The organism is Nitrospira moscoviensis (assembly GCF_001273775.1).
GTDB lineage: Bacteria > Nitrospirota > Nitrospiria > Nitrospirales > Nitrospiraceae > Nitrospira_D > Nitrospira_D moscoviensis.
On sequence record NZ_CP011801.1, the window covers coordinates 57002 to 83103 of the forward strand.

Below are 26102 nucleotides of genomic sequence, written 5' to 3' on the forward strand. Positions count from 1 at the left end.
GGCGCCTCAACCGTGTTTGAGCCCTTTGACGAACTCGACGATCTCCTGCATGGGCGCGCCGGGCCTGAACAGCGCTTTCACGCCCGCCGCTGTGAGCCCGGGAATGTCGTCATCCGGGATGATCCCGCCGCCGAACAGCACGATATCGTCGGCTCCCTGTTCCTTGAGCAGCTCCGACACGCGCCGAAACAGCGTGTTGTGGGCGCCCGACAGAATGCTCAAGCCGATGGCATCCACGTCTTCCTGGATTGCCGTGCTCACGACTTGCTCCGGCGTTTGATGGAGGCCGGTGTAGATCACTTCCATCCCGGCGTCACGCAGCGCGCGTGCGATCAGCTTGACGCCTCTGTCATGGCCATCGAGGCCGACTTTGCCGATGAGGATTCGCATGGGCGCCGTCGCTACTGCCATGCCGTCACCTCCCGAAGAAAATATTTGCCCTCGTGATCCCTCCGGACATAGCCCGCTTGCACCAGCGGATCATGCTCGAAGAGCAGCAACCATTGTTCCTCGAACGCCCGATCCAACACCCACCGTTTGGTCTCGAGCGTCTGAACGGGAAACAGGTCGTAGCCCATGATGTAGGGCAGGGGCAGGTGAGAGACGGTCGGGATCAGATCGCCCAGAAAGAAGGCCACCTTCCCTTCCGATTCGATCCTGATGCTTTGATGACAGCGCGTGTGCCCGGCGGTGACGACGGCGGTGATCCCCGGAAACAATTCCGTATCGCCGCGCAGGAATTCCCACTGGTTCACGTGCGCGATCGGCGTGAAGTTCTCCCGCCGATAGCTGGCCCTGGTCCGCTCGTTCGCGCGGGCTGCGTCGTCGTACTCCCCCTGCTGCACGAAATACTGCGCCTTGGGAAACGAAGGCCGGATCGTCCCGTGCTCGTCTCTCATCGTATTGCCGCCGGCGTGGTCAAAATGCAGATGCGTGTTGATGACCATATGGATGTCGCCCGGATTCAACCCGCGGCGCTTCAACGAACCCAGGATGGTCGGCGACCGCTCGACGGCGAACATCTGGTGAAACTTCCTGTCCTCCTTGGTGCCCAACCCCGTGTCCACGAGGATGTTCTTGCCCTTCGCTCGAATCAGGAGCGCGGTGAGACTGAGCGGCACCCGGTTCAAGTCGTCGGCGGGACAGCACCGCTCCCACAAGACTTTGGGAACGACCCCGAACATCGCCCCGCCGTCCAGCGCGAAGCGGCCGTCGCTCACCGGATAAATCTCAAACGCGCCGAGTCTCATACACCATCACCCCCGGGCTGCTCAGCGACAGGACCCGCGCTCCATCTCACAACACCACCGGCTCTCGATACGTCCCGAACACCTCTTTCAACGCCGCGCAGATTTCGCCCAGTGTTGCCTTGGCCTTCACCGCCGCGATCAGATAGGGCATCACGTTCTCGCTGCAGGCCGCCGCTTCCTGCAGTTCTTCCACCGCGCCCGCCATCCTGAACGGATCGCGCGCCTTGCGCAGGTCCGACAAGCGCGCCACCTGCTCGCGCTCGACCTCGGGCCCCACCTTCAGGATCGGGATCGAGCGTTCCTCTCGCTCAACATACTCATTGACGCCGACGATGATGCGGTCGTTGCGCTCCACCTCACGCTGATAGCGTTGGGAGGCGTCGAGGATCTCCCGCTGCGGATACCCCTGCTCGATCGCTTTGACCATCCCGCCCAGGCTGTCCAGCTTGTGAAAATACTCCAGGGCGGCGTCTTCGAGCCGATTGGTCAACGTCTCGACATAGTACGATCCACCGAGCGGATCCACGGTGTTGCCGGCCTCGCTCTCCTGCGCGATGATCTGCTGCGTGCGCAACGCGAGCTTCACCGCCTCCTCGGTCGGCAATGCCAGCGTTTCGTCCATCGAGTTGGTGTGGAGCGACTGCGTGCCGCCTAACACGGCCGCGAGAGCCTGAATCGTTGTCCGCACCACGTTGTTCATGGGCTGTTGCGCCGTGAGCGAGCAGCCCGCCGTCTGCGCATGACACCGGAGCTGCGCCGATCGCGGATCGTTGGGACGATACCGACGCGTCATTTCACGGGCCCAGAGCCGCCGGGCCGCCCGGAACTTGGCGACCTCCTCGAAAAAGTCATTGTGGACGTTGAAGAAGAACGACAGCGGCGGGGCGACACGGTCCACGTCAAGGCCCGCCTTCACCGCCGCTTCGACGTAGGTCAGGCCGTCGTAGAGCGTAAAGGCCAATTCCTGCACCGCCGTCGAGCCGGCCTCCCGGATGTGATAGCCGCTGATGCTGACGGGGTGCCACTTGGGCACCTGTGCGGCGCAATAGGCCATCGTGTCGGTGATGAGCCGGAGCGAGGGTTCCGGCGGGAAGAGCCATTCCTTCTGGGCGATATATTCCTTGAGGATGTCGTTCTGCAGCGTGCCGCCCAGATGCTCAAGACGGATGCCGCGCTTCTCCGCGACGGCGAGGTACATCGCGAAGATCACCGCGGCCGGTCCGTTGATCGTCATCGAGGTCGTGACCCGGTCGAGCGGAATGCCGTCGAACAGCCGCTCCATGTCGTCCAGCGAGGACACCGCGACGCCGCAGTGGCCGATCTCGCCGTGGGCCCGCGGATCGTCCGCGTCGATGCCCATCAGCGTCGGCATGTCGAACGCGACGCTCAGCCCCGTCTGGCCGTGCTCCAGCAAATACTTGAAGCGGCGGTTGGTGTCCTCGGCCGAACCGAAGCCGGCGAACTGCCGCATCGTCCACAGCCGTCCCCGGTACATGGTGGGATAGACGCCGCGTGTGTAGGGGAATGAGCCGGGCGCCCCGAGGTCGTCGTCCGGCGACCAGTTTTTCAAATCGTCCCGCGCGTAGACGCGGTTGATGTCGAGGCCGGAGAGTGAGGTGAAGCGCGGTTTACGTTCTTGCATCGACCGCTTCCTCCAACGCGGCGCCGCTCGCCCGCCCAGCTAGCGTGCAGGGGGACAGGCACCGCCCCAGACGGCGGAGCCTGTCCCCTTCGCCGTCTCGTGTCGTTCGCCGCTCGCTTCGTAGAGGTAGAAGCCGTGGCCGCTCTTTCGTCCCAGCCATCCCGCCTCGACATACCGGCGCAGCAACGGGCAAGGACGGAATTTGGGATCTCCTAGATCCTGGTACAGGACCTCGCAGATGGCGAGTACGGTGTCCAGCCCAATGCGGTCGGCGAGGGCCAGCGGTCCCACGGGATGATTGGCGCCCGTCGTCATCGCGAGATCGATATCCTCGGCGGACGCGACGCCTTCTTCCAGCGCGAAGGCGGCCTCGTTGATCATCGGCATCAAGATGCGGTTCACGATGAAGCCCGGCACGTCTTTGGCCACGACCGGCGTTTTCCCCAAGCGCTTGGCGAGGTCCAGGGCGAGATGCAGCGTCCGTTCGGACGTTTCCAGGCCGCGGACGATTTCCACGAGCCGCATCACGGGGGCGGGATTCATGAAGTGCAGCCCGACCACGCGATCCGGCCGGCCGGAGGCTGCGCCCAATTTCGTGATGGAAATCGACGAGGTGTTGCTTGCGAGCACCACGGAAGCGTCGCAGATGCGGTTCAATTCGGCGAAGAGCGCTTGCTTGAGGGCGAGGTCCTCCGGAACCGCTTCGATGACCAACTGTGCGTCCCGCAGTCGATCGAGCTGCACGATCGGACGAATGAGGGCCAAGACTTTGCCGGCCTGGTGCCGGGTGATAGATCCCCGTTCGACGGCCCGCTCGAGTCCGGCACGTATCTTTGAGAGAGCCTCCTGCAATGGCGGCTCGGCGACGTCGACGAGCAGCACCTGATACTCGGCTGTGGCGCAGACCTGGCCGATGCCCCGCCCCATTTGGCCGGCCCCCACGACGCCGATGGTCTTAATATCTTCCAACTGCATGATCAGAAACGGGGTACCTGAGTCACCAGCGCGATCCCGCCATCGCCTTGCCCCGCGCTACCCCGCGTACCCCCTTTCCACGATGATGGCCAGCGCCTCACCGCCGCCGATGCAGAGGCTGGCCAATCCTCTCCGAGCGCCCCGCGCGTTCATGGCGTGGACCAGGGTCGTGAGAATCCGCGCGCCGGTCGCACCGATGGGATGGCCGAGTGCGACGGCTCCGCCGTTCACGTTGACCTTCTTCGTGTCCAGTCCCAGTTCCCGGTTGATCGCGAGGGACACGGCCGAAAACGCTTCGTTGATCTCGAAGAGATCGATGTCCCCGATGGTCAGGCCCGTCTTCTTGAGCACGAGCTTGATGGCTTCCACCGGCGCGATCGTAAACCACTCCGGCGCCAGCGCCGCGCCGGCATAGCCGACGATGCGGGCCAGCGGGGCGAGACCGAGGCGCGCGGCTTCCGCTTCCGCCATGACGACCAACGCCGCCGCGCCGTCGTTGCAGGAGGGCGAATTGCCGACGGTCAGGATCCCGTTTTCCTGAAACGCCGGTTTCAGGTCGCGCATCTTCTTCAGGTCCACCCGGTTCGGCTCCTCATCATCCACGACCGTGACCGGCGGCCCTTTGCGCTGCGGCACTTCAACCGGCACGATCTCCGGTTTGAACGCGCCGGTGGCGATGGCCTCACGGGCGCGCCGGTAGCTTTCCAAGGCGAAGTCGTCCACTTCGCGGCGGGTGAGCCGATACTTCGCCGCGCAGAGCTCGCCGCCGTCGCCCATATGGAAGTCGTTGTACACGTCCCACAGACCGTCCTTGATCAGGCTGTCCACGAGTTCCGCATGGCCGAGCCGGTATCCCTGTCGGGCTTTTTCGAGCAAATAAGGGGCGCAGGTCATGTTCTCCATCCCGCCAGCGACGACGATCCCCGCCTCGCCGAGCGCAATGGCCTGCGCGGCCATGATCACCGTCTGGATGCTGGAGCCGCACACTTTGTTGACGGTCACGGCGCCGACCGAACAGGGAATGCCGGCCCCGATCGAGGCTTGTCTGGCCGGCGCCTGCCCTAATCCGGCGCTGATCGCGCAGCCCATATAGACCGCCTCCACGCGGTCGGCGGGCAGATGAATCCGCTTCAAGGCCTCGGCGATCGCGAGGCTGCCCAGCTTGGTCGCGGGGACGGCGCTGAACGCGCCGTTGAAGGCGCCCATCGGCGTCCGCACGGCGCTGACGATGACGGATGTCTGTGGCGCGCTCACAGAATTTGCTCCCAATGACTCTGCTCGAGATAGTGCTTGACCTTCGCCATGAATTGATCCGCGGTCGCTCCGTCGATGACCCGATGGTCGAACGAGAGGCTGAGGTAGCCCATCGGGCGGATCGCAATGGCATCGTTGGTCACCACGGCCCGCTTTTGGATTGCGCCGACCCCGAGGATCGCGATCTGCGGCTGGTGAATGATCGGCGTGCTGAACAGGCTGCCGAACCCGCCATGGTTCGTGATCGTGAAGGTGCCGCCTTGGACCTCTTCGGGACTCAGTTTCTTCGACCTGGCCCGCTCGGCCAGATCGACGATCTCCTTGGCCAACTGGCTGAGTCCTTTGCGGTCCGCGTGCCGCACCACCGGCACGAGCAACCCGTCTTCCAACGCCGTCGCGATCCCGATATGGAGATCCTTCTTGATGATAATGCCGTGCTCCGTCCAAGCCGAATTCACGATGGGAACATCCCGAAGGGCTTTCGTCACGGCGCGTACGACGAACGGGAGATAGGTGAGGTCCCGGCCTTCCCGGAATTTGGCGACGCTCGAAAAATCGGCTTCAAAAAACGTCGCCACATGGGCGGAGGTCTGCTTGCTCTGGACCATCCGTTCGGCGATGGTCTTACGCATCTGGGTCAGGGGACGAATCTCTTCGCCCATGGATGGCTCGCCGCCTCCAGGCGCCACCGTGCCCTGTGCGCCGCGCTGGGCTATGAAGTCCAGGACATCGTTCTTGGTGACTCGGCCGCCGGCGCCCGTGCCTTTGACCTGCGCCAGATCCACTCCGTGTTGCTTTGCCAGCTGCCGGACGGCGGGAGAATGATGCTCCTCGCCCGCTGGCGCCGGTTCCATCTGACGGACGACCACTCCGCCGACGCGGTTGATCACGTCGGCCGGCGGCGTCCTTTCGATGCGGGCAAGCAGGGCGCCGACAGGAACCGTCTCTCCTTCCTTGACGAGAATCTCGCTCAACACGCCGGTGGCCGGCGAAGGGATTTCCAACGACACCTTCTCCGTTTCCACTTCCAGCAAAGACTGATCCTTCTCGATCGATCCTCCGGCGGGGATGAGCCACTTCACGACCGTGCCCTCGGCGATGCTTTCTCCCAGCTGCGGCATGATGATGTCGGTGGCCACTGCAAACCTCGTGATCAGTGATGAGTGATCAGTGATGGGTGAAGCGAACAAGCATCCGAACTCGTCATGCATCACCCATCACTGTTTCAATACGCTGCCAGCTTCCGTGCCGCGGCTATGATGTCGCTCGTCTTCGGCAGGAAGAATTCCTCCAACGGCGTGCTGAACGGGACCGGTGTGTCCGGCGGCGCGACGCGGAGAATCGGCCCGTCCAAACAGTCGAAACAGTTTTCCGCCAAGAGCGCGGCGATCTCCGCTCCGATGCCGCCGGTCTTGTTGTCCTCGTGCAACAGAAGCGCTTTGCTGGTTTTGCGCACCGACGCGTAAATCGTCTCTTTGTCCAGCGGGATGAGCGTGCGAAGGTCGATCACTTCGAGGTCGATCCCTTCCTTGGCCAGGCTCTGCGCGGCTTCGAGCGCCAAATGGACCATCGCGCCATAGGTCACGAGCGTGATGTCGGTGCCGGGGCGTTTGACGTCGGCCTTCCCGATCGGGACGATGTAGTCCTCCTTCGGCAGCGCGGCCTTGATCCGCCGGTACAGAAATTTGTGCTCGAAATAAATCACCGGATTGGGATCTCGAATGGCCGCTTTCAAGAGCCCCTTCGCATCGTAGGGCGTGGAGGGGGCCACGAGCTTGAGACCCGGCGAATGAAAGAACCACCCTTCCGGACATTCGGAATGAAACGGCCCCCCGTGCACGCCGCCGCCGAACGGCGCGCGGATGACCATCGGCACCGCGGCTCCCCAGCGGTAATGATTCTTGGCCGCGACTTCGGTGATCTGATCGAAGGCGCAGGAGATGAAGTCCGCAAACTGCATTTCGACGACGGGACGGAGGCCCATCATCGCCGCGCCGATCGCCGCCCCGACAAAACCGGATTCGGCCAGCGGCGTGTCGATGATCCGCCACTCGCCGTATTTATCGAGGAAGCCCTCGGTGATTTTGAAGGCGCCCCCGTAGGTCCCGATATCTTCCCCCATCAAGAAGACCCGTTCATCGCGGGTCATCTCTTCGTCCAGGGCTTGGGAGATCGCCTCCAGGTAGCTCACTTCCCCTGTGGCTTGAGTCATGGTCGTCATAGGAGCTCCTCCCGGGCTAATGGCGTTCGGCCTTTTCCGCAAAGACCCCTTCCAGCACCTCCGGCCCCTCCGGGAGCGGACTCTGCTCCGCGAATTCCAGCCCGGCTTCGACTTCTTTCTTCGCCCGTTCCGCCACATCCTTGAAGGACGCGTCATCGCCATACCCCAGCTGCTTGAGCAGTTGCTCGGCTTTCAGAATGGGATCTTTCTGTTTCCACTCTTCCAGCAGCTCGCGCGGCACGTACTTGGCGGGGTCGTGCTCGGAATGGCCGTGCATGCGCATCGTCTTGAATTCCAGAAACGTCGGCCCTCCTCCTTCCCTGGCCCGCGCGATGGCGCGCTTGGACGCCAGATACACCGCCGCCACGTCGTTTCCATCCACGATCTCGCCCGGCATGCCGTAGGCTCTGGCCCGCTCGGCGATGTCCGTGATCGCCATCTGGTAGCGAAGAGGGGTCGAATAGGCGTATTGGTTGTTGTTGCAGAAGAAGACGACCGGGAGTGTGCGGACTGCGGCAAAGTTCATGGCTTCGTGGAAGTCCCCCCGGCTTGTTCCACCGTCGCCGGTGCCCGTGAACACGACTCGGGCTTCACCCCGGATCTTGAACGCCAGCGCCGCACCGGCGGCGACCGGCAGATTGTCCGCCAGGTGACTGACAAAGCCGATGATCCCGCGCTTGAGGTCTCCCATGTGCACGTTGCCGTCTTTCCCCTTCGTCGGGCCGGTCCGCTTGCCCAAATATTGCGCGAGCACCTCACCGGGCGTGATGCCGCGGATCAGGAAGGCGCCCATGTCGCGGTGAAAGGGCGCGATCACGTCGTCGCGTTCCAACGCCGACGCATAGCCGACGGCGATCGCCTCCATCCCGTGGCTGGTGTAGACGCCGCCGACGATGCGTCCCTGGCGGTACAGTGCCGTGATGCGGTCCTCAAGTGTTCTGGTGAGCCGGAGGTAGTAGTGCATCTGGAGCAGGTCGGCTCGTTTGATCTCACGGGAAATGACGGCAAGATCCATGACAAACCTCCAGAGGCTAAGGCTGGTTTACAAATCCGGCATGTCCCTCCACGACAGCAGAGGCTTTTCGGCGCGGCACAGGGGGCAGTGGGCTGGCTCCCACTGCGGCATGTCCAAATCCGTCGCGTAATAAAATGGATGCCGGGCGATGAGTTCGTCCATCAGCGGGAACTGCCCGCTGTCGCGACGGGCGAAGACCATCATGCCGGCCAGGACGCCCCCGTGGTCCGTGATCACCGTACCCAGTTTGCTCACGCAATTGCCGCGCGTGGTCACATCGTTGAGTGCCAGGAACCGCTCGCCGTCCGTGACCGCGCCGATCGCGATGTCCGTTCCGATCCGTCCCGTGTCGCAACTGTACGGTGTCAACGTCACGCGCAACGGCATCGTGCCGCGGAGCTGCTCCGCAATCCCTCCGGCGAGCCGCTCCGCGGCCGAACTGGTCGCGACGATTCCCGTCACGGGGTGATTATGAAACGTCCGCCTGACCCAGTCGGCCATGTCTCCGGCGATCAGTCCGATCAAGTCGGGGAAACGGGCGACGGAGTCGAAGCGGAGATAGGTGGCCGTATGGTGGCCGGACACGACCTCCACGTGGGTATCGAAGAAGACCGCACGGGAGGTCCGCAAAATATGCAGGATGTCCCACTCGGTCAGATTGGTATGCGACCCGGCCCGGATCACGGTTTCCAACTTCGAGTCGATCGCGGGCCCGCCGTAGAGCGCCCGGTGCCGATCCGCCAACTCAACAAGCGCCTGCCCGACAGTGCCGACAGTCATAATGCATCCCGCTTCGTTGCGCCCACCACCTGCGTTTTCAGGATGCCGATGGGCTGGATTTCCAATTCCACCACGTCGCCCGGCTTCAAGTAGCGATCCATCTCGAGCCCGCATCCGCCTCCGACGGTGCCCGATCCGAAGACATCGCCCGGGTAGATCGTTTCGCCGCGCGATACATGTGCGATCATCTGAGGGAACGACCAGTGGATCGTCCCGAACCGTCCCCGTGACCATTCCTCGCCGTTCACACGTGCGATCATCGTCACGGCGCCGAGATCCGCGATCTCGTCGGGCGTCACCAACCAAGGCCCTAACGCCGTGGCAAAGTCTTTCCCCTTCGCCGGACCCAGCCGGCAGGCCATTTCTTGAAACTGAATGTCGCGGGCGCTGAAGTCGTTCATGATCGTGTAGCCGGCGATGTAGTCCTGCGCCTGCTGCTCCGAAATGTCGCGACCCTGGCGGCCGATCACGCATGCCAGCTCCAATTCATAGTCCAATTTAGCGGTATCCAGCGGCCACGGCAGCGTATCATCCGGCCCGATGATGGTCCGGTGATTGCCTTTGTAGTAGACAGGAAACTTGTACCATTCCGGCGGAATCGGCTGGCCCCGCTTCTTCGATGTGGCCGCGATGTGGTCTTCGAAGGCGATGAAGTCCCGCAGTGACGGCGGATTCGGAAGCGGGGCGACCAGCCGGATGTCGCCCGGCTGATAGAAGATCGTCTCACCGGCGGGTCCTTTGGACGAGGGAGCGAGCTGAGCCGCATAGTCCACCGCCCCGCGCGCGGCCGCCATCGTGGATGAGCCGCCTTCCAGGAATTCCAACATGGTGGAGGGAACCAAGGCGTCGGCCAAGCGCCGCGGCTGCGCTTCCCGCTGGTCCGCCAACCAACGGGCATAGGCCTGGTTTACGTCCACGATGGTGCGGCCATGCATCGCTCCCACTCGCGTAAAGGTGCCGACGGGCGTGGCGACGAGAAAACTGACGAGTTTCATCGGCGGCTCCAACTCAAGGCGTAGTCCTTGACCTCCCACGGTGCCATCTCGGGCATGACCGTAAACGGCCGCTTCGATTCGATCATCACCGCGACCTCGTTCGTGTGCGTCTTGGACGTGCTCGACTGCACGGCGCTGGGCTGCGGTCCGTGATGGATGCCTTGGGGGTGCAACGTCAGCATACCCGGCTGGATCCCGGCGCGGCTGAAGAAGTCCCCCTGGTGGTAAAAGAGCACTTCGTCGTAGTCCATGTTGCGGTGGTAGAACGGCACGCGCAGCGCTTCGGGATCGGTTTCCAGCGGTCGCGGAGCAAAGGTGGAAATGAGGCAGCCGCCGGCTTGAAACGTCCCATGCACGCTTGGCGGCAGGTGATAACGGGGGCTCGTCACGGGGCGGAAGTCGCGGACGTTGAGCTTCGCCACCCACAGGTCGCCTTTCCATCCGATGACGTCCATCGGATAAAACGGATACGTGACCCGCGTCCAATGCCCGTCCCGCTTGATGTGGACTTCCCACGAGCGGCCCTGCGCTTCCGGCGGTTCCCCGATCTCCAGCTCAGGCGCGACCAGCACGCCTTTGTCGAACAGCGCGTGTTGACCGAGCGGACCACGCTCCGGAAGCGTCACGGCTTCCGGCGTTTCGGCGAGAAGGCAAAGGGCGGGGTCGCCGTCGACATGGATCCGGTAGGTCGTCCCTTTCGGGACGACGATATAGTCGCCCGGCTCGTAGGCCAGTATCCCATAGTCGCTCTCAAATCGGCCCGTTCCCCGGTGCACGAAATAAATTTCGTCGCCGTCCGCGTTCCGGACGAAATGCGTCATGGTCTCCGCCACGCGTGAAAGGTACAGGCTCACGTCCCGGCTCTGCATGATGAGTACCGGCGGTACCGGAGAAAATTGACCGCCGGCGGTGGAAACAGTCGTGCAGACAAAGGCCCGCGGTTTCAAGGGACCTTCGATGGCCGTCCAACCCGTCGGTGGATGGGTTCGATAGAGATGGGACACCGGCCCGGAGAACCCGTTTCGACCGTGCTCCTCTTCACAAAGCCCCTCCGGGATACCGACGTGCGCCTGCTTGGGCACCTTGCCTTTCCGGTTGAGGTACATAGCCGGCCCTCCCCAAGTGACGGCGTCCGTTTATGAGGCCTTTTTGAGACCGCTCCTCACGCGAACCGGGATACTCTTGTACTCGATGATCGTCCGTTCCGTACCGGTGGCCTGGTCCCGCTCGATGTCCTTGTACAACGCTTCCACGGTGCTCCGGACAAAGGTCTTCGAGCGCTCCCCTCCATGATCCCGCTGGGTCAGCTCGATGAACATGCCGCTGCCGGGAAACAGCGGATAGGTGAAACGCTGCTTCAGCGGGCCGAACCCGTCGCGGCCTTCCTTCACCGGTCCGCTGAATTGCACGCCGTGCGATTCCCATTCCCGGCACACGGCGTCGATATCGTCCACTTCCAGGGCGACGTGCTGCACGCCCTGCCCGTACTTGTCGATGAACTCGTTGATTTGGGACTTCATGGCCTTGTCCCGGCCCTGCATGAGCGCGATTCTGGCCGTCCCACATTGAACCACGACGGTGTCCATGGAGGACGTCTCGCTGCCCACGTCGCGGGCCGACCAGATTACCTCAAACCCCAGCACCTTCGTGAACAGAAATTCCGCTGCCTCCAGGTTCTCCACGCAGAGAGTGATGTGATCGATGCCTCTCGCCTGGTTCATAGTGGTGCCTCCTCGTGACGAAACGTCGTCCATCTTCAACGGGCAACTCATCTATTTCAAGCATCGGATGATGTGATATTACTATTATTCATCGACAGTGACAAGCTCTTTTTGTGCTTCGTCTCGCAAGACGAGACCATAGATGGCTTATAAACAGTAGAGATTCGTTCAGCATAAGATGTTGCTATACTAATAGTGAAAGTATATCATCGTGACCATAAGCCAGAGGTGCTCGCCGTGATCCCGCCGCTCGCAACTCGCCACGGGAGGTGCCCATGACGTTCTACGAAGAGATGAGGCGACTGGTACTCGGGCATGGGGCCATCAATAACTCCTATCTCACCCGCTTCCGGACCGGCGATCTATCCGACAAAGAGCTCGAGGAATTTGCAGTCGAGTTCTACAACTTCGCGCGGTTCTTTCCCCGAATTCTTGTCGCACAGCTGGTGAATACCGAGGATGAGCAGGTCGCCGACGAGCTCACCAAGGTGCTCTATTCCGAGTTGGGGGACGGTCAAACCCGACACCGCCATGAGCTGCTCTATCGCGACTTCCTTCGCTCGATCGGGATCGGCGTCCATGAGGCCATGACCCGGCCCATGCTGCCGTCGACCCGGGCCTATATCGAGGGGATGGAAGGCTTGTATCGCGATGGAAACCACGCGAAGGCGTTGGGAGCCTCCTTCGGCCTGGAAAACATGGCCATTACGATGTGGGACCACCTGATCCCCGGGCTCGCTCACCTCAAGCGCACCCGCTACCCCCGGATGGACATGACCTATTTCACATTTCATCGCGAGCTCGAATCCACGCATGAAGAGGCGATGGAGCATGCGGTGGAGGCTGTCCAGGGAATAGCGAAGGCCGGCATGTCCGAACAGGACAAGGCTGACTTTCGGCAGGGCGTCCAGGCCGTCCTCGATTATCTCGAAGGATTCTGGATGGGCTTGGAACGGCGAGCGTCTCCCGATCACCGGTCTCCGGCGATCCGGTCTCACGCGGCGTGACGAAATATCCAAGGAGCCGTGCATGTCCGAGATGGCGACGTATCTTGAAGCGGTGAAGGAACGGTACGACCTCGGCAGCGATTATGCGCTCGCCGAGAAGCTCGGCATCGCGCAGCCGGACGCCAATCTGATGCGCCGCGGCCTCAAGGTCCCGAAGCCGGAGCTCTGCATCAAAATCGCCAAGCTGCTGAACAAGAATCCCGTCGAGCTGCTGCTGATCGCGCAAAAAGACAAGGCTCCGTCCTCCGCCAAAGAATACTGGACCCTCGCCCAGACCGCGGTGGCGGTCATGCTTCACGTGCCCAAGACGCCCAAATACATTCCGAAAAAAGTGGAGGCCATCGGGCGCGAACTGCGCCAGCTGGAGGCCCAAACCTTGACGTATGAAGGGGCGGAGGCGAACGCCGAGGCGGTCCGGCTGGTCCACACGGCCGAACGCTCGATCGATGCGCTGATGGAGCGCTGGAATATCTGGAAGAAAGGCGAGGCCCTGTATCCGAATTATCTGCTGGCCAATCAGGCGGCGGCCAAGCGCGGGGTGGTCATTCGCCGCCTGCTGGTGCTGACGCACGAGCAGATGCTGCAGGAAGCCGTGGTGAACGACGCCATTCAAGTGATGGGGGATCAGCAGCGGGTGGGCATCAATATTTTTTATGCGTTTCGGGAAGAATTGGACCGGTCTCCCGCGTTTCGGCGCTTCGAAGAGGATTACAGACGCCAAGGCGCGGCGAGGGACCTCAATGCCGCCATGTTCGATCGGGAGATCCTGATATTTTCGCAGTCATACGGGCAAATGGATCTCGGGGTGGTGGGGCCACCGACGCCCATCACGATGATCAATCAGTTGGAGATCACGTGGAAGCCGGAGCTGCTGCGGGATCTCGATCCGGCTCCGCTGTTCGACATGACCCGATATGTCTTCGAGTATTCCGGACCCCACGCATTCAAAATGGAGCTGGCCCGGTTCATGAGGTCGGTACCATGAAATTCCCATCCGAGCCGTTCAAGATCAAAGTCGTCGAGCCCATCCGGCGCACAACGCGCGCAGAGCGGGAGCGCCTGCTGCGCGAAGCCGGGTACAACCTGTTCCGCCTGCCGGCCGAAAGCGTCTATGTGGATCTCTTGACCGACAGCGGCACGTCGGCCATGAGCGACCACCAGTGGGCCGGCATGATGCTCGGGGACGAATCCTATGCCGGCAGCAAGAACTATTACCATTTCGAGGACACGGTCCGCTCCATCTTCGGCTACAAGCACGTAATTCCCACCCATCAAGGCCGCATGGCCGAGAATCTCCTGTTCTCCACGGTGGTCAAGCCGGGGATGTGCGTCCCGAACAACATCCATTTCGACACGACGCGCGCGAACGTCGAGCACCAAGGGGCGCAGGCGCTCGATGTGGTGGTGAAGATGGCCTACGACCCGCATGACGAATCGCCGTTCAAGGGGAATATGGACGTGATCCGGCTGGAAGAGACGATCAACCGTGTCGGACGCGATCGTATTCCGCTGGTGCTGCTGACGATCACGAACAACAGCGGCGGAGGACAGCCGGTGTCGATGGAGAATATCCGGAACACCCGCGCGCTGTTGGAGCGCTACGGGATTCCGCTGTTCTTCGACGCCTGCCGCTTCGCGGAGAATTGTTTTTTCATCAAGGAGCGCGAGCCGGGGTACGCGGACCGTTCGATCCTGGAGATTGCACGAGAACTGTTCAGTTACGGCGACGGCTGCACCATGTCGGCGAAGAAAGACGGGCTCGTGAACATCGGCGGATTCCTCAACCTCAATCACGACCAATGGGCGCAGGACATCACGAACATGCTCATCCTGGTGGAAGGGTTCCCCACCTATGGCGGGTTGGCGGGCCGCGATCTCGAAGCGATGGCCAGAGGACTCCGGGAGGTGCTGGACGAAGACTATCTCAACTTCCGGGTGGGGCAGGTCCGATATCTGGGCGAGCTGCTGGATCAAGCCGGCGTGCCGATCGTCAAACCGATCGGCGGGCATGCCGTCTATCTCAACGCCAAAGAGTTTCTGCCGCACATCCCCCAGGCGGAGTTTCCCGCCCAGTCGCTCGCCGTGTCCCTGTATCGGGAGCACGGGATCAGAGGAGTCGAAATCGGCACCGTGATGTTCGGAACGAAAGAGGCCGGGACCGGGCGCACGCTCCATCCGGAGCTCGAGCTGGTCCGGCTGGCCATCCCGCGCCGAGTCTATACGAACATGCAGATCGCCTATGTGGCTGAATCGATCATCGACCTGTACCGGCGGCGCGAGGGCATCCGGGGTCTCGCCATGACCTACGAGGCGCCGATGCTGCGCCACTTCACGGCCCGGTTTGAGGAGCTTGAGGATCGGTCTCTCGCGCGGGCGGCATCCTGAGGAGAGCCGGATGACGCAACTCTTTAAAGGACTCGAGCGCATCGAAGAAGCGCGCGAGCGGCTTACGGGGCGGAGCTTCATGGCGGGCGTCTTTGCCGGGGCGCCCGATTTTTCGCTGTTGCTCACCCCGGAAGAACCCCCGGAACAGAAGGCCGCGTGGGAGGAGTTTCGCCCGCGTCTGGAAAGCTTTCTCACCACACAGGTGGACCCCGACGAGATCGAACGCACCGCCCGGATCCCCGATTCGGTGATCAAGGGACTGTTCGCGCTCGGCGCGTTCGCCATGAAGATTCCGAAAGAATACGGCGGGCTGGGATTGTCCTACAGCTATTACGGTCGCGCCCTCGTGCTCATCGCCGGGTGGAGCAACATTCTGGCCTTGACGGTGGCGGTGCCCCAGTCCATCGGCATCGCCATGCCGCTGCTGTTGTTCGGCAGCGAGGAGCAACGGCGCCGCTACCTGCCCATCGTGGCCCGCGAAGCCGTATCGGCCTTCGCCCTCACCGAGCCGATGACCGGATCAGATGCCGCCAATATCCGGACGGAAGCGGTGCTGGACGCCGGCGGGTCGGCGTTCATCGTGAACGGCGAAAAGCTCTGGTGCACGAACGGGCCCATCGCCCGCTACGTGACGTTGATCGCCCGTGTGCCGGCGAAACGCGAACAGCGCGGCGGACAATCGGTCTGGGTGCCGGTGCCGGAAGGCAAAGAAGCGGACGATTCGGTTCCCACCGCGCTGATTCTCGATATGACGACCCCCGGGGTCGTGGTCCGCCAGCGCTGTCAGTTCGAAGGCTGCCGGGGAATCGAAAACGCCTACATGACGTTCAGCGATGTCCGCATCCCGGCCGAGAATCTCATCGGAGAGGTCGGCAGGGGGCTCAGATACGCCTTGACCATTCTCAATGTCGGCCGGGCGGTCAGCATCCCGGCCATCTGTCTGGGCATGGCCAAGCAAGCATGGCTGCCGACGCTCGACCGGGCCAACAGCCGTGTCACGTTTCAAAAGCCCCTCGGCGAGCGCCAGACACAGCGCATGCGAGTCGGCCGTATGGCAGCGCAGTTGTTGGCGATGGAGGCCCTGGCCTCCGCCGTCTGGAGCATGGCCGATCAGCACCGCTACGACGTCAGAATCGAAGCGGCGATCGCCAAAATCTTTTGCTCGGAACAGACGATCCGGTTCCTCAAAGATGCCCAGACGCTGTTCGGCGGCATGGGCTATGAGACGGCGGACTCCAAACGGGTGCGCGGCGAGCCGGCCTTCGGCATCGAACAGTTGGTGCGCGACGCCGAAATGTACCGGATCGGCGAAGGGGCGACGGACATTTTACGGCCGTTCGTGGCGCGCGAGGGCCTCAATCTGCATCTGGAGCGCGCCCGGAATTACTTTGATGAGAAGGTGACCGGCCTGCGCCGAGTGGCGGAGGTTTGGCGTCTGGTCCGATTCTATGTTCCCTGGTACCTGCGGCAATGGCGGCGTCGACCGTGGCCGTCCGGTTCGGTATTCCAACATGCGAAGGTCCGACCACGGCTGGCGTTCGTCGAACGCGCGAGCCGGCGGCTCGCGCGCGCGACGTTCTACGCCATGATGCGGCATGGGCCAGCGCTCCGGGATGACCAAGGACGGCAGAATCGCATCGAGGAGGTCGGCGAAGATCTGCTCGTCATCGCAACGACCGCGCTCTACGCGGAAGCGCAGGAGCGGACGACGGGACATGCGGAGGCATGGGACCTGGCGGACGAGATCTTCCGTGAGACGAAGCCGCGCGTCGCCCGGCAGACTCGCGAGCTGATGTGGAATCGCGACCGGCCGGTGACGGACGTCGGGGCCAAGGCGGTCGATGGAACCTATGCGTTCTTGTCAGACGGAATCATCCCCCGCACGCTTCAAGATTACCGATCTCCGGAAAAGCGCCCTCTCCGTCCGGAGAAGCAAGCCATCTAGGGAACATATGCGCGCCTGGTTGATGGACTCTTATGAAGGAGTCGAACGGCTGCGGTTCGGTGAGGCGCCCGATCCTGAACCGGGGCCAGCGGATCTGCTTCTGAAAGTGCGATTGGCCGCGCTGAACCCGGCCGATGCGTTTCTTGCAAAAGGCCTGTACCCCGCCAAGCCGCCACTCCCCCACATTCTTGGCCGTGACGGTGTCGGGGAGGTGATCGCGGGAGGAGCCGGGGTCGAGGGAATACGGCCCGGTGAGATGGTGGGGGTCCTGCGCTGCGACGTGGGCGTCGAACGGTGGGGAACGTTGGCCGAGCAGGTGGTCGTTCCCGCGGACAGTGTGGCCCGCGTTCCTCAGGGCTGGTCGCTCGAAGAGATGGCCGGCGCGCCGCTCGTCTTTTTGACCGCCTGGCAGGCGCTCACCCAGTGGACCGATCCGCCGGCTCCGCCTCTTGCCGGATCGGTCCTGCTCGTGACCGGCGCCTCAGGCGGTGTGGGCGTGGCGGCGGTGTTACTGGGCAAATCGATGAAACTGACGGTGGTGGCCTTGTCACGGAACGCGGGAAAAAGAGCAAAATTGAAGCAGCTCGGAGCGGACCATGTGCTCGATCCGACGGATACGAACTTGGTGAAGGGTGTGACGGCGGCCCTCAAGACGAGAAAGGTCGATCTTGCGGTCGACAGCGTGGGAGGCGGGTTGTTTCCTCACATCGTGGCGCTGATGAACCATGGCGGCCGGATCAGCGTGGTCGGCCGAAGCGGCGGGCCGGTCCTGGAATTTAACACCGCCACCCTCTTGTTCCGGCGCGTTCGATTGGGCGGTGTGTCGGTAGGAGACTACGGTGCGTCGGTCGCCCAGGCAGTATGGAATGAGATCGCCGGCCGGTTGAATGCCATGGGGATGCGGCCGCAGGTCGACTCCATCGTCCCGTTCGAGCAGGTGAAGGAAGGATTCGCCCGGTTGGCGCAGGGGCCCATGGGAAAAATCCTCGTGCGAGTGGCTCAATAAGGATGCTGGAGTTGTGGCATTACAAAATTTAGAGAAACTTCCTCTTTTCTAACCAATTGATATCACGTTGGTATACAACCTGGCAAAGATAGAAGATATGGAAACTTTTCAAATCGGCCAATCCAGCGAGATCCAAATTCATAACAAAAAATATGGAAACTAATTCTCTTTCTTCTTTTCTTCAGAAAACTCCCAGCGGCCTAGGTTTCAGTGAAATCTCATTCTTGGCGTGACTAAATTGGCCTGGTGGCCTAACCCCTGGGGGCGGACCACTCCAGCCTAAACCTCACCTGCCAACTCCAAAATGAGACCCATTCAACGGATTTTCTGGACATATGAAGGAGATCATCTTCATACAGAAAAGTCACTAGAGGTACAAGGCTTAACCGGACGCGTGCATGTTTTCTAATCTTCTTCCATACTAGATCCCAAAGCTGATCGACGGCGGGGACATTCCCGCCTTGGCTCATAAGGCCCGATACGCTGGATCTCATCTCTGCGTTGGCCGGCAGACGATGCGCCGTCAGATGTTAGTCCCAGTTGATCACAGGCGGCCCCAGCCTAATCCGCTCCACTCCTCCACTTTCGAGTCGATCTAGTCAGACACGAATGCGCTGAATGGCGTGTATGCGGTGAACCGCACCATCCCGAGAATTCTCACCCTCGGCAACCACCGCGCCACCGATGGTGGAACTCGCGATTTAGACGGTTGGCAAGATCATGGGTTAAATCATCATCCAGGGCCTGCCACTCCGCATTGCCGCGCTATCCGCGGGCCATATTCCTTGTGGAATACGGCTACATTTCAGGTTGTCCCCTCTCTTGTTTGCCAGGCTCATTTTCATCCGGCCAAAAATCGACTGAGTTGGAGCTGCTGAAGGCATCTCGCGTTTCTGAATCCATTACTGTTTCTCAACTCAGGCATTCTGCTGGTTGTTTGTCATTAAGCTGACAGACTTGGATTTGGACGACCTATTAGTATCCGTGAAAGTGTTTAAACGCTTGAACCACAAAAAGCACGCCCGTTGATCATATGGTGCTGACGCGGATTCTGGTTGGGGATGATCAATGGCTGTAATGTGCAAAACTTAAAAAATGTTCGCTCAGTATACCACTATAGCCAAAGTTCAGTGTCGCCCCACTGACACAGCCTGCTGATGCAGGATCTATCCTCCCTGAACGCTCCACGTGCTTGGTCATGGCGTTCCTAGGAAATGAAAGGGTTTGAAAATGAACTCATCAAGATTGTTTCTGGCATTGGCAGGGATGGTTGGCCTTCTGGCTTGGTTGAGCCCTGCCGTGGCGGCGAAAGATTTCCCAGGTAGCCCGGAGCGTGGGAAGGCCTTGTTTAAGCAGTGCCTCGCCTGTCACCAAGTTGGCGAGACGGCACAAAACGCATTTGGGCCGGTTCTAAATGGGGTGGTCGGCAGGAAAGCAGGTTCCTACCCTGGATACGACTATAGTCATGCCCTTCAGGAATCCAACGCAAAAGGGCTCATTTGGACCGAGGATTTACTTACGCAATGGCTGCATGGACCGTCTGATTTTGTTCGGCTCTATTTAGGCAATCCAAAGGCGCATAGCAAGATGCCGATCATGGTCGAGGACGCCCAGGCGCGTCGTGACGTCGTCGCCTATCTTGGAACGCTCGCACATGAGAGTTCCAACATGGATACAGCCGGCCATGACTTAAGTATGGTGACCACGGCCGCTTCCAAGGAAGTAGCGGATTTAGTTGCTAAGCTCGAGCGAGTGAAGCTTGATCTCGTCCCTCCGCCTATGTTGCCACTACACGATCAAGCCACGACCGGTGATCCTAAAGTGGTTGTCGTTGAGCTGACGGTGCAGGAAAAGAAATGGGTTTTGGATAGTGACGGCACAGCGATTATGGCGCTGACTTACAACGGCTCAATCCCTGCTCCAGCTATCGTCGCTCATGAGGGAGATTACGTTGAATTAACGATTAGAAATCCATCTTCCAATCTGATGGAGCATAACATCGATCTGCACGCAGTGACTGGAAAACTTGGAGGAGCGGCATTGACGACTGTGACACCAGGCAATCAAGCCACCATTCGTTTTAAGGCTACGAAATCAGGTACGTTCTTGTATCACTGCGCTCCAGAGGGAATCATGACCCCCTACCATGTCACGCATGGGATGACGGGAGTCATATTGGTCCTGCCTCGCCAGGGGCTCACCGACGAAAAGGGTAATTCCTTAACCTATGATCGAGCCTATTACATCGGAGAAAATGATTTTTATGTGCCACGCGATGCCACGGGAAAGTTTAAACAATACTCGTTCTCTGGCGAAGATCTGAACGACTGGGTTGCCTCGATGCATAGCCTCACCCCATCTCACATTGTTTTTAACGGACGTGTCGGAGGATTAACAGGCAAGGACGCCATGAAAGCGAAAGTCGGCGAGCGAGTGTTGTTTATCCACATGCAAGGAAACCGAGATACCCGGCCTCACCTTATCGGTGGCCACGGAGACTACGTGTGGGAAACAGGCTCGTTTTCCTCTCCGCCATTAAAAGATGTGCAGACGTGGTTTGTGCGAGGAGGTGCGGCAGGTGCGGCTTTATATACCTTTAAGCAGCCTGGTTTATACGTGTATCTCAATCACAATCTGATCGAAGCGGTCGAGTTTGGTGCGGCTGGTCATGTCATGGTCGAAGGTGGTTGGAATAGCGAATTGCTGCAAAGCCTCTATCACGGGTCTCTCAAGCAATAACCTACACATTATGGTGGAGGGAGGGCGGCGGGTTCTTGCGCCGTCCTCCCCACTCCTATCCTTGCTTTGTGCTGAGGTTCTCCCCCTCAGCACCAGTTTCCCTAGGGTCGGGGCGGTGCAAGGCATGTCTGTCTCGCAGCAAGTAGATCTTCTATAAAGCGGACTTTCAAACCTTGGCTAGGAGCATAGGGCGGGCGAATAAGATTCCCAAGTCGAAGGAGAACGGAACTGATATGAGGTTTGTTTTTCGTGACCGGCGTGCATTGTTTCTTGCTTTGTTCCTCTGGCCCGCTTCATTGATGGGGGCCGAGCCCACCGAATCGGTTGTGTCTACATGGAAGTTTAGCGGAGAGTTAAACACATTTTATACTGATAACGTATCCAATTTCTCTGCCTCGCAGCGTCTATCACTGCTTGAGGACCCAACACAGCCGGTCCTTGATATTCCCAGGCAAGGGCGCAGCTTTGTCGTCGAGCCAGTGATTCAGGCGACCCGCTCTTTTCTCCCCTCGTGGGGTAAGCTTGATGCCGCCATTCGTGCCCAAGGATTTATTTTCGAGAACACTCCTGAATTCAATCACGGCACATTCGGCGCACAGATTACGCAAGCGCTCCCGGCAAATACACAGCTGAGGCTTCGGTATCATTACGGTCCCAACCTGCTTTTAGGGACCCACGAAGAGAGCAGACTGGGGGAATCCCGCATCGGGCAAGAGCGTGTCACAACTCATTTTGGAGCAATTGAATTAGAGCGTAAGGTTCTTGATAATTTGACGCTCCGTCTCCTTAATCGATACGGAACCCGTTCGTACAACGAAGCATTTTCTGGACGGGACACGTTCTTTTGGACACTGGGTACGCATATGGAGTGGGAGTTTCGTGAAGGACTCACCTTTATGCTCGGCTACCACCTCGAGCGTGGCCTTGCGAGGGGGCGAAAACAACCTGAATTTGGCGAGGACGTCTCCGGGTACATTCATTACCTTGAGGCGGAAATCGTTGCGCGTCTAACAGAGAGGCTTTCGATTAGATGCGGAATAGACTATGAAAGGAATTCGTTGACGTCGGGTATACCTGATGATGATTTTCGAGGCGCCCATGATACAACCTTGCAGGGTGAGATTGAAGGACGATACGCGCTCACTCAAGGAATTGATCTCACGCTTGGCTATCTTCGATCACAAGGAAAACTGACTTTTGAGAAAGATCTCACTATCGTGAATACGGTCTGGATTGGTAGTGCCTTCCGCTTCTAATCAAACAGATGGAGTCCTTGGTTGTGCCTCACCCAAGAGATGGTCCTCCCCTCAGCACAGGTACCGGATCTTGAGCTCTGTCAGGCAACCCATGTCCATCGCATACCTGGTTCTCCTGCAAGCTGATGAGGCCTACGGGCTCCGGGTATGTTAGAGAGCTTGTCTTGCTCTTTTCATGATCACGCCCTATCCAGGCCGAGCCTCACTACATAAACCTACAGTCTCGGGAGGTCAATTCGCTCAGTGGGGTACCTCCGTTCTCTCCACGCATCAAGTCCCCCTTCAAGAGGCCGAACACGTTGAATGCCGTGTTGTTTCAGCTTTAATGCGGTGCGGGCGCTGGAAATATCGTTCGGGCACGTGCAGTACAGGATAACCTCGTGATCTCTCGGCAGCTCATCTTTGCGATGATCAATCTCTTCGAATAGCAAGTGTATGGCGCCCGGAATACTTTCGGGGTCCGTCTCACGCGACAGGAGGTTTCTGACGTCAATAATCTTGACCGGCTGCCCGCCATCCATCATGTCTTTCAATTCATCGGTGGAAATCTTCGCCATCCGATGTTCACGCAACACCTGTTGTCTACGATGAAATTTGTGCCCGATAAAAATGGCAATCCCGATGAGAGCAGTGACGAGGATCCATTCACCAGCCTGATCGAAAAGAGCCATCATGGACTCCAGTTGATTGCTAAATAAGAATCCCACTCCCTCGGAAATAGCGATCCACAATGCGTATTCCGACCCAAGCCGGCCACTGATTCCGACGCAAGTCGGCCACCCATTCCGACGGAACGCGGCCACTGATTCCGACCGGAAGTCGGCCACTGTTTCGAGTCTCCTCGGAATCGGTGGCCGACATCCCTCGGAATAAGCCGGCGATCCGCCACGGGCTCCTGTCGGAGCCGCCCGCGACACAGGTCCTCCTCAACCTGGGTATCGTGTCCCCTCCATTTACTAGGGGGGAGGGACTGATGCCAGCGGAGCGAGTGACCATGCGAAAAATCAAAGACCTATTGCGACTCAAATGGGCTTGCGGGCTCAGCAACCGACAAGTCGCGGCCAGTTGTGGGGTGGCGCGCAGCACGGTGGCGGAAACGCTCTATCGCGCCACGGCGGCTGGGCTGTCCTGGCCGTTGCCGGAAGAGCTGGATGACGCGCAGCTGGAAACCCGGCTGTATCCGGCGGCCCCCTCGCCGACCAGCCCGCCGCGGGCCATGCCGGACTGGGCCACGGTGCATCAGGAATTGACGCGCAAGGGCGTGACCCTGGCGCTGCTGTGGCAGGAATACAAAGCGCAGCACCCCGACGGCTATCAGTACAGCCGCTTTTGTGATCTCTACGGGGCCTGGCGCGCCACCCTGGATCGGTGTCTGCGGCAGGAGCATCGGGCGGGCGAGAAACTCTTCGTCGATTATGCCGGCCAGACCGTGCCGGTCCAGGATCGGCAGACCGGGACGATTCGACAGGCCCAGATCTTTGTCGCGGTTCTTGGTGCATCGAGCTACACCTATGCCGAGGCGACCTGGACCCAAACGCTCCCCGATTGGACCGGCTCGCATGTCCGGGCCTTCGCCTTCTTGGGCGGTGTGCCGGAAATCCTCGTGCCCGATAATTTACGCAGCGGCGTCACCAAGGCCTGCCGGTATGAACCGGAGCTGAACCCCACCTACGCCGATCTGGCCCGGCACTACGGCGTCGCGGTAATCCCGGCGCGGGTGCGCAAACCGCGGGACAAGGCCAAGGTCGAAGCGGGCGTGCTGCTCGTCGAACGCTGGATCCTGGCCTGCCTGCGGCATCACCCCTTCTTCAGTCTGGCGGAGCTCAATACGGCCATCGCCGCCTGTTTGGACCGGCTGAATCGCCGGCCCTTCAAAAAGCTCCCTGGCTGTCGGCAGTCCCAGTTCGAGGCCGTGGATCGGCCGGCCTTGCAGCCGCTGCCGACCGAGCCCTACGTCTATGCCGAGTGGCGGATCGCCCGAGTGAATATCGATTCGCATCTTGAGGTCGAGGGCCACTACTACAGCGTCCCCTCCGCCTTGGTCCATCAGGCCCTGGATGTCCGGCTCACGGCGGCCACCATCGAGTGTTTCTACAAGGGGCAGCGGGTGGCCAGCCATATGCGGAGTGCCGAGCGCGGCCGCCACACCACGGTCACCGCGCATCTCCCCTCGGCGCACCAACGCTATCTGGCGTGGTCGCCCTCCCGGCTGATCCAGTGGGCGGAGACCGTCGGGCCCGCGACCGGCACCGTCGTGGCCGAACTCCTGGCGCGGCGGCCGCATCCCGAACAAGGCTATCGCTCCTGTCTGGGGATTCTCCGCCTGGAGCGGACGTACAGCGCAGCGCGGTTGGAGGCCGCCTGTCGGCGGGCGCAGGTGCTGGAGGCGTTCACCTATAAGAGCGTGCAGTCCATTTTACAGACCGGCCTCGACCAGCAGCCGCTCCCCGAGCCGGTTCCGACGGTCCCACTCCCGCATGCGCACGACCATCTGCGCGGCACCACCTATTATCAACAGGAAGGAGGGTTCTGATGTTACGTCATCCCACACTCACGGCGCTGGAGGCGATGAAGCTCACCGGCATGGCCACCGCTTTGGCGGAACAACTGGAGATGCCTGAGGTGCAGCGGCTCAGCTTCGAGGAACGACTGGGGCTGCTCGTCGATCGCGAGTGCACGGTCCGGGACAATCACCGGTTGGCGCGGCGGCTGGCCCAGGCCCGGTTCCCCGGCAGTGCCACCTTGGAAGATCTCGATTATCGCCATCCGCGGGGGCTGGAGAAAAGCGTCATCGCGTCCCTGGCTACGGGGCAGTGGATTCGTCAGCATGACAATGTGTTGATTGTGGGGCCCACCGGCGCGGGCAAGACGTATCTGGCCTGTGCGTTGGCCCAGATGGCTTGCCGGCTGGGCTGCTCCGCCTTGTATTTGCGACTGCCGCGGTTCTTCCGGGAGCTGGCGGTGGCCAAAGGCGATGGCCGCTATGGGCGCCTGCTCCGGAGTCTCGCGAAGACGGACCTCGTGGTCCTCGATGATTGGGGGCTGGCTCCCTTAACTGACGAACAGCGCCGCGATCTGTTGGAACTCCTTGATGATCGCCACGGGCGGCGGGCCACCCTCGTGGCCAGTCAACTCCCGATCGATCACTGGCATACGGCGATCGGGGAGCCGACGCTGGCCGATGCCATTCTTGACCGGCTCGTGCACAACGCCTATAAGATCACGCTCAAAGGAGAATCGATGCGCAAACGGCTGGCAAAATCGGACGGAAGTCGGCCACTGAAGACAGACCACTGAGGCCCTGCGTCGCGGGGCTCCGAGGGGTGGCCGGATTCGCTCGGAATCGGTGGCCGGATTCAGCGGAATACACAATCCACAACAATGATCCAGCCGTGTCATACAGGATGAAGATGGGAATTGACATTCCGACGATGCCCGCGAGTGGAGGCGCAATGGTGCTTAGGCCTGGGATGAACTTCGCGACCAGGAGCGTGCGAGTGCCATGGCGTCGAAACAGATTCTCCGAACTCCTCACGCAGGAATCAGGCTCGAGAGACACCTTGCAAAGAAGGCCCAACACTTTCCCCCCTCTCGACCGCCCCAAGTAAAACCAGGCAAGATCGGGAAGGACAGCGGCGAAGAGGGGAATCAGCAGCGCAACACCGACATGCATTTTCCCGGCACCTACCAAAGCACCTGCCGTCACCAAAAGAGGAATAGCAGGAATTGGAATCCCTGCTTGTTCTAGAAATACGACAATGAATAGTATCCACGGTCCGTAGTTGACTAAGACTTCTAGAGCATTCATTCAATATTCCTTATCAATCAGGCTCATATGAACGGCCATCTACTCACAAGATCCCCACACGGAATTGTGGGAGTGTCACGCAGGCATTTACTGCCAATCCCTT

23 protein-coding genes are annotated in these 26102 nt (G+C 60.6%); 9 read left to right on the forward strand and 14 right to left on the reverse strand.

The features are described from left to right. Positions 1-6 precede the first annotated feature (6 nt). From NITMOv2_RS00255 to NITMOv2_RS00310, 12 genes are all read right to left on the reverse strand, one after another. Entirely contained in the window at positions 7-411 is a 405-nt protein-coding gene (locus NITMOv2_RS00255) for a coenzyme B12-dependent isobutyryl CoA mutase small subunit (protein WP_053377994.1), read from the reverse strand. Continuing rightward, positions 402-1250, reverse strand: a complete 849-nt coding sequence (locus NITMOv2_RS00260; RefSeq protein ID WP_053377995.1) for an MBL fold metallo-hydrolase — start codon at positions 1248-1250, stop codon at positions 402-404. The genes NITMOv2_RS00255 and NITMOv2_RS00260 overlap by 10 nt, the downstream gene beginning before the upstream one ends. A gap of 46 nt (positions 1251-1296) precedes the next feature. Then, complete coding sequence (locus tag NITMOv2_RS00265) at positions 1297-2892, reverse strand: acyl-CoA mutase large subunit family protein (RefSeq protein ID WP_053377996.1); 1596 nt, start codon at positions 2890-2892, stop codon at positions 1297-1299. Positions 2893-2931: 39 nt separating this feature from the next. Continuing rightward, positions 2932-3867 carry a 3-hydroxyacyl-CoA dehydrogenase family protein gene (locus NITMOv2_RS00270; RefSeq protein WP_083447612.1) on the reverse strand — a complete coding sequence of 312 codons (936 nt, stop codon included), beginning with the start codon at positions 3865-3867 and terminating at the stop codon, positions 2932-2934. A 57-nt stretch (positions 3868-3924) separates the two neighbouring features. Then, positions 3925-5121: a thiolase family protein gene (locus NITMOv2_RS00275; protein WP_083447613.1), complete on the reverse strand. Its 1197-nt coding sequence runs from the start codon at positions 5119-5121 to the stop codon at positions 3925-3927. After that, on the reverse strand, positions 5118-6260 hold the full coding sequence (locus NITMOv2_RS00280; protein WP_053377997.1) for a dihydrolipoamide acetyltransferase family protein: 1143 nt from the start codon (positions 6258-6260) through the stop codon (positions 5118-5120). The genes NITMOv2_RS00275 and NITMOv2_RS00280 overlap by 4 nt, the downstream gene beginning before the upstream one ends. An 86-nt stretch (positions 6261-6346) precedes the next feature. After that, positions 6347-7342 carry an alpha-ketoacid dehydrogenase subunit beta gene (locus NITMOv2_RS00285; RefSeq protein WP_053377998.1) on the reverse strand — a complete coding sequence of 332 codons (996 nt, stop codon included), beginning with the start codon at positions 7340-7342 and terminating at the stop codon, positions 6347-6349. 16 nt (positions 7343-7358) lie between these two features. After that, complete coding sequence (locus NITMOv2_RS00290; RefSeq protein ID WP_053377999.1) at positions 7359-8357, reverse strand: thiamine pyrophosphate-dependent dehydrogenase E1 component subunit alpha; 999 nt, start codon at positions 8355-8357, stop codon at positions 7359-7361. 27 nt (positions 8358-8384) lie between these two features. Then, positions 8385-9137 (reverse strand): hypothetical protein, encoded by a 753-nt coding sequence (locus NITMOv2_RS00295; protein WP_053378000.1) that lies wholly within the window; start codon positions 9135-9137, stop codon positions 8385-8387. Further along, on the reverse strand, positions 9134-10132 hold the full coding sequence (locus NITMOv2_RS00300; protein WP_053378001.1) for a fumarylacetoacetate hydrolase family protein: 999 nt from the start codon (positions 10130-10132) through the stop codon (positions 9134-9136). The genes NITMOv2_RS00295 and NITMOv2_RS00300 overlap by 4 nt, the downstream gene beginning before the upstream one ends. Next, positions 10129-11238: a homogentisate 1,2-dioxygenase gene (locus tag NITMOv2_RS00305; protein ID WP_053378002.1), complete on the reverse strand. Its 1110-nt coding sequence runs from the start codon at positions 11236-11238 to the stop codon at positions 10129-10131. The genes NITMOv2_RS00300 and NITMOv2_RS00305 overlap by 4 nt, the downstream gene beginning before the upstream one ends. Positions 11239-11268: 30 nt before the next feature. After that, positions 11269-11853, reverse strand: a complete 585-nt coding sequence (locus NITMOv2_RS00310) for a VOC family protein (RefSeq protein ID WP_053378003.1) — start codon at positions 11851-11853, stop codon at positions 11269-11271. 275 nt (positions 11854-12128) lie between these two features. Here NITMOv2_RS00310 and NITMOv2_RS00315 point away from each other — a divergent pair, with 275 nt between their 5' ends. The 7 genes from NITMOv2_RS00315 to NITMOv2_RS00345 all read left to right on the forward strand — a co-directional run bounded on the left by NITMOv2_RS00315 (position 12129) and on the right by NITMOv2_RS00345 (position 22191). Further along, the gene (locus NITMOv2_RS00315) at positions 12129-12860 is read left to right on the forward strand and encodes an iron-containing redox enzyme family protein (protein ID WP_053378004.1); all 732 of its coding nucleotides are present in this window, start codon (positions 12129-12131) and stop codon (positions 12858-12860) included. 22 nt (positions 12861-12882) lie between these two features. Continuing rightward, positions 12883-13845 (forward strand): hypothetical protein, encoded by a 963-nt coding sequence (locus tag NITMOv2_RS00320; RefSeq protein WP_053378005.1) that lies wholly within the window; start codon positions 12883-12885, stop codon positions 13843-13845. Continuing rightward, positions 13842-15245: a tryptophanase gene (locus NITMOv2_RS00325; RefSeq protein WP_053378006.1), complete on the forward strand. Its 1404-nt coding sequence runs from the start codon at positions 13842-13844 to the stop codon at positions 15243-15245. Before NITMOv2_RS00320 ends, NITMOv2_RS00325 begins: the two co-directional genes overlap by 4 nt. Positions 15246-15255: 10 nt before the next feature. Further along, complete coding sequence (locus NITMOv2_RS00330; protein WP_053378007.1) at positions 15256-17190, forward strand: acyl-CoA dehydrogenase family protein; 1935 nt, start codon at positions 15256-15258, stop codon at positions 17188-17190. A 7-nt stretch (positions 17191-17197) separates the two neighbouring features. Continuing rightward, positions 17198-18196, forward strand: coding sequence for a quinone oxidoreductase family protein (locus tag NITMOv2_RS00335; protein WP_053378008.1), 999 nt, complete (start codon positions 17198-17200; stop codon positions 18194-18196). A gap of 1266 nt (positions 18197-19462) precedes the next feature. After that, positions 19463-20935 (forward strand): copper-containing nitrite reductase, encoded by a 1473-nt coding sequence (gene nirK / locus NITMOv2_RS00340; protein WP_083447617.1) that lies wholly within the window; start codon positions 19463-19465, stop codon positions 20933-20935. 233 nt (positions 20936-21168) lie between these two features. Then, complete coding sequence (locus NITMOv2_RS00345; RefSeq protein WP_053378009.1) at positions 21169-22191, forward strand: TonB-dependent receptor; 1023 nt, start codon at positions 21169-21171, stop codon at positions 22189-22191. Between the two features lie 215 nt (positions 22192-22406). Here NITMOv2_RS00345 and NITMOv2_RS00350 read toward each other — a convergent pair whose 3' ends face one another. Next, positions 22407-22865, reverse strand: coding sequence for a rhodanese-like domain-containing protein (locus tag NITMOv2_RS00350; RefSeq protein WP_083448308.1), 459 nt, complete (start codon positions 22863-22865; stop codon positions 22407-22409). A gap of 320 nt (positions 22866-23185) precedes the next feature. On the opposite strand from NITMOv2_RS00350, the gene istA reads away from it, so the two are divergent. Further along, positions 23186-24724 (forward strand): IS21 family transposase, encoded by a 1539-nt coding sequence (gene istA / locus NITMOv2_RS00355; protein WP_145976116.1) that lies wholly within the window; start codon positions 23186-23188, stop codon positions 24722-24724. After that, entirely contained in the window at positions 24724-25488 is a 765-nt protein-coding gene (gene istB / locus NITMOv2_RS00360) for an IS21-like element helper ATPase IstB (RefSeq protein ID WP_053378012.1), read from the forward strand. Before istA ends, istB begins: the two co-directional genes overlap by 1 nt. Here the strand turns inward: istB and NITMOv2_RS22320 are convergent. Next, the gene (locus NITMOv2_RS22320; protein WP_083447618.1) at positions 25418-25999 is read right to left on the reverse strand and encodes a DedA family protein; all 582 of its coding nucleotides are present in this window, start codon (positions 25997-25999) and stop codon (positions 25418-25420) included. The genes istB and NITMOv2_RS22320 overlap by 71 nt on opposite strands. Positions 26000-26102: the final 103 nt, after the last annotated feature.

What these genes read in the sequence shown, in the direction of transcription:
- NITMOv2_RS00295 (WP_053378000.1), bottom strand. Translation starts at nt 9,137, where the DNA reads ATGACTGTCGGCACTGTCGGGCAGGCGCTTGTTGAGTTGGCGGATCGG.
- NITMOv2_RS00255 (WP_053377994.1), bottom strand. Translation starts at nt 411, where the DNA reads ATGGCAGTAGCGACGGCGCCCATGCGAATCCTCATCGGCAAAGTCGGC.
- nirK (WP_083447617.1), top strand. Translation starts at nt 19,463, where the DNA reads ATGGTTGGCCTTCTGGCTTGGTTGAGCCCTGCCGTGGCGGCGAAAGAT.
- NITMOv2_RS00300 (WP_053378001.1), bottom strand. Translation starts at nt 10,132, where the DNA reads ATGAAACTCGTCAGTTTTCTCGTCGCCACGCCCGTCGGCACCTTTACG.
- istB (WP_053378012.1), top strand. Translation starts at nt 24,724, where the DNA reads ATGTTACGTCATCCCACACTCACGGCGCTGGAGGCGATGAAGCTCACC.
- NITMOv2_RS00330 (WP_053378007.1), top strand. Translation starts at nt 15,256, where the DNA reads ATGACGCAACTCTTTAAAGGACTCGAGCGCATCGAAGAAGCGCGCGAG.
- NITMOv2_RS00350 (WP_083448308.1), bottom strand. Translation starts at nt 22,865, where the DNA reads ATGATGGCTCTTTTCGATCAGGCTGGTGAATGGATCCTCGTCACTGCT.
- NITMOv2_RS00260 (WP_053377995.1), bottom strand. Translation starts at nt 1,250, where the DNA reads ATGAGACTCGGCGCGTTTGAGATTTATCCGGTGAGCGACGGCCGCTTC.
- NITMOv2_RS00265 (WP_053377996.1), bottom strand. Translation starts at nt 2,892, where the DNA reads ATGCAAGAACGTAAACCGCGCTTCACCTCACTCTCCGGCCTCGACATC.
- NITMOv2_RS00290 (WP_053377999.1), bottom strand. Translation starts at nt 8,357, where the DNA reads ATGGATCTTGCCGTCATTTCCCGTGAGATCAAACGAGCCGACCTGCTC.
- NITMOv2_RS00305 (WP_053378002.1), bottom strand. Translation starts at nt 11,238, where the DNA reads ATGTACCTCAACCGGAAAGGCAAGGTGCCCAAGCAGGCGCACGTCGGT.
- NITMOv2_RS00310 (WP_053378003.1), bottom strand. Translation starts at nt 11,853, where the DNA reads ATGAACCAGGCGAGAGGCATCGATCACATCACTCTCTGCGTGGAGAAC.
- NITMOv2_RS00315 (WP_053378004.1), top strand. Translation starts at nt 12,129, where the DNA reads ATGACGTTCTACGAAGAGATGAGGCGACTGGTACTCGGGCATGGGGCC.
- NITMOv2_RS00270 (WP_083447612.1), bottom strand. Translation starts at nt 3,867, where the DNA reads ATGCAGTTGGAAGATATTAAGACCATCGGCGTCGTGGGGGCCGGCCAA.
- NITMOv2_RS00345 (WP_053378009.1), top strand. Translation starts at nt 21,169, where the DNA reads ATGAGGTTTGTTTTTCGTGACCGGCGTGCATTGTTTCTTGCTTTGTTC.
- istA (WP_145976116.1), top strand. Translation starts at nt 23,186, where the DNA reads ATGCGAAAAATCAAAGACCTATTGCGACTCAAATGGGCTTGCGGGCTC.
- NITMOv2_RS00325 (WP_053378006.1), top strand. Translation starts at nt 13,842, where the DNA reads ATGAAATTCCCATCCGAGCCGTTCAAGATCAAAGTCGTCGAGCCCATC.
- NITMOv2_RS00320 (WP_053378005.1), top strand. Translation starts at nt 12,883, where the DNA reads ATGTCCGAGATGGCGACGTATCTTGAAGCGGTGAAGGAACGGTACGAC.
- NITMOv2_RS22320 (WP_083447618.1), bottom strand. Translation starts at nt 25,999, where the DNA reads ATGAATGCTCTAGAAGTCTTAGTCAACTACGGACCGTGGATACTATTC.
- NITMOv2_RS00335 (WP_053378008.1), top strand. Translation starts at nt 17,198, where the DNA reads ATGCGCGCCTGGTTGATGGACTCTTATGAAGGAGTCGAACGGCTGCGG.
- NITMOv2_RS00285 (WP_053377998.1), bottom strand. Translation starts at nt 7,342, where the DNA reads ATGACGACCATGACTCAAGCCACAGGGGAAGTGAGCTACCTGGAGGCG.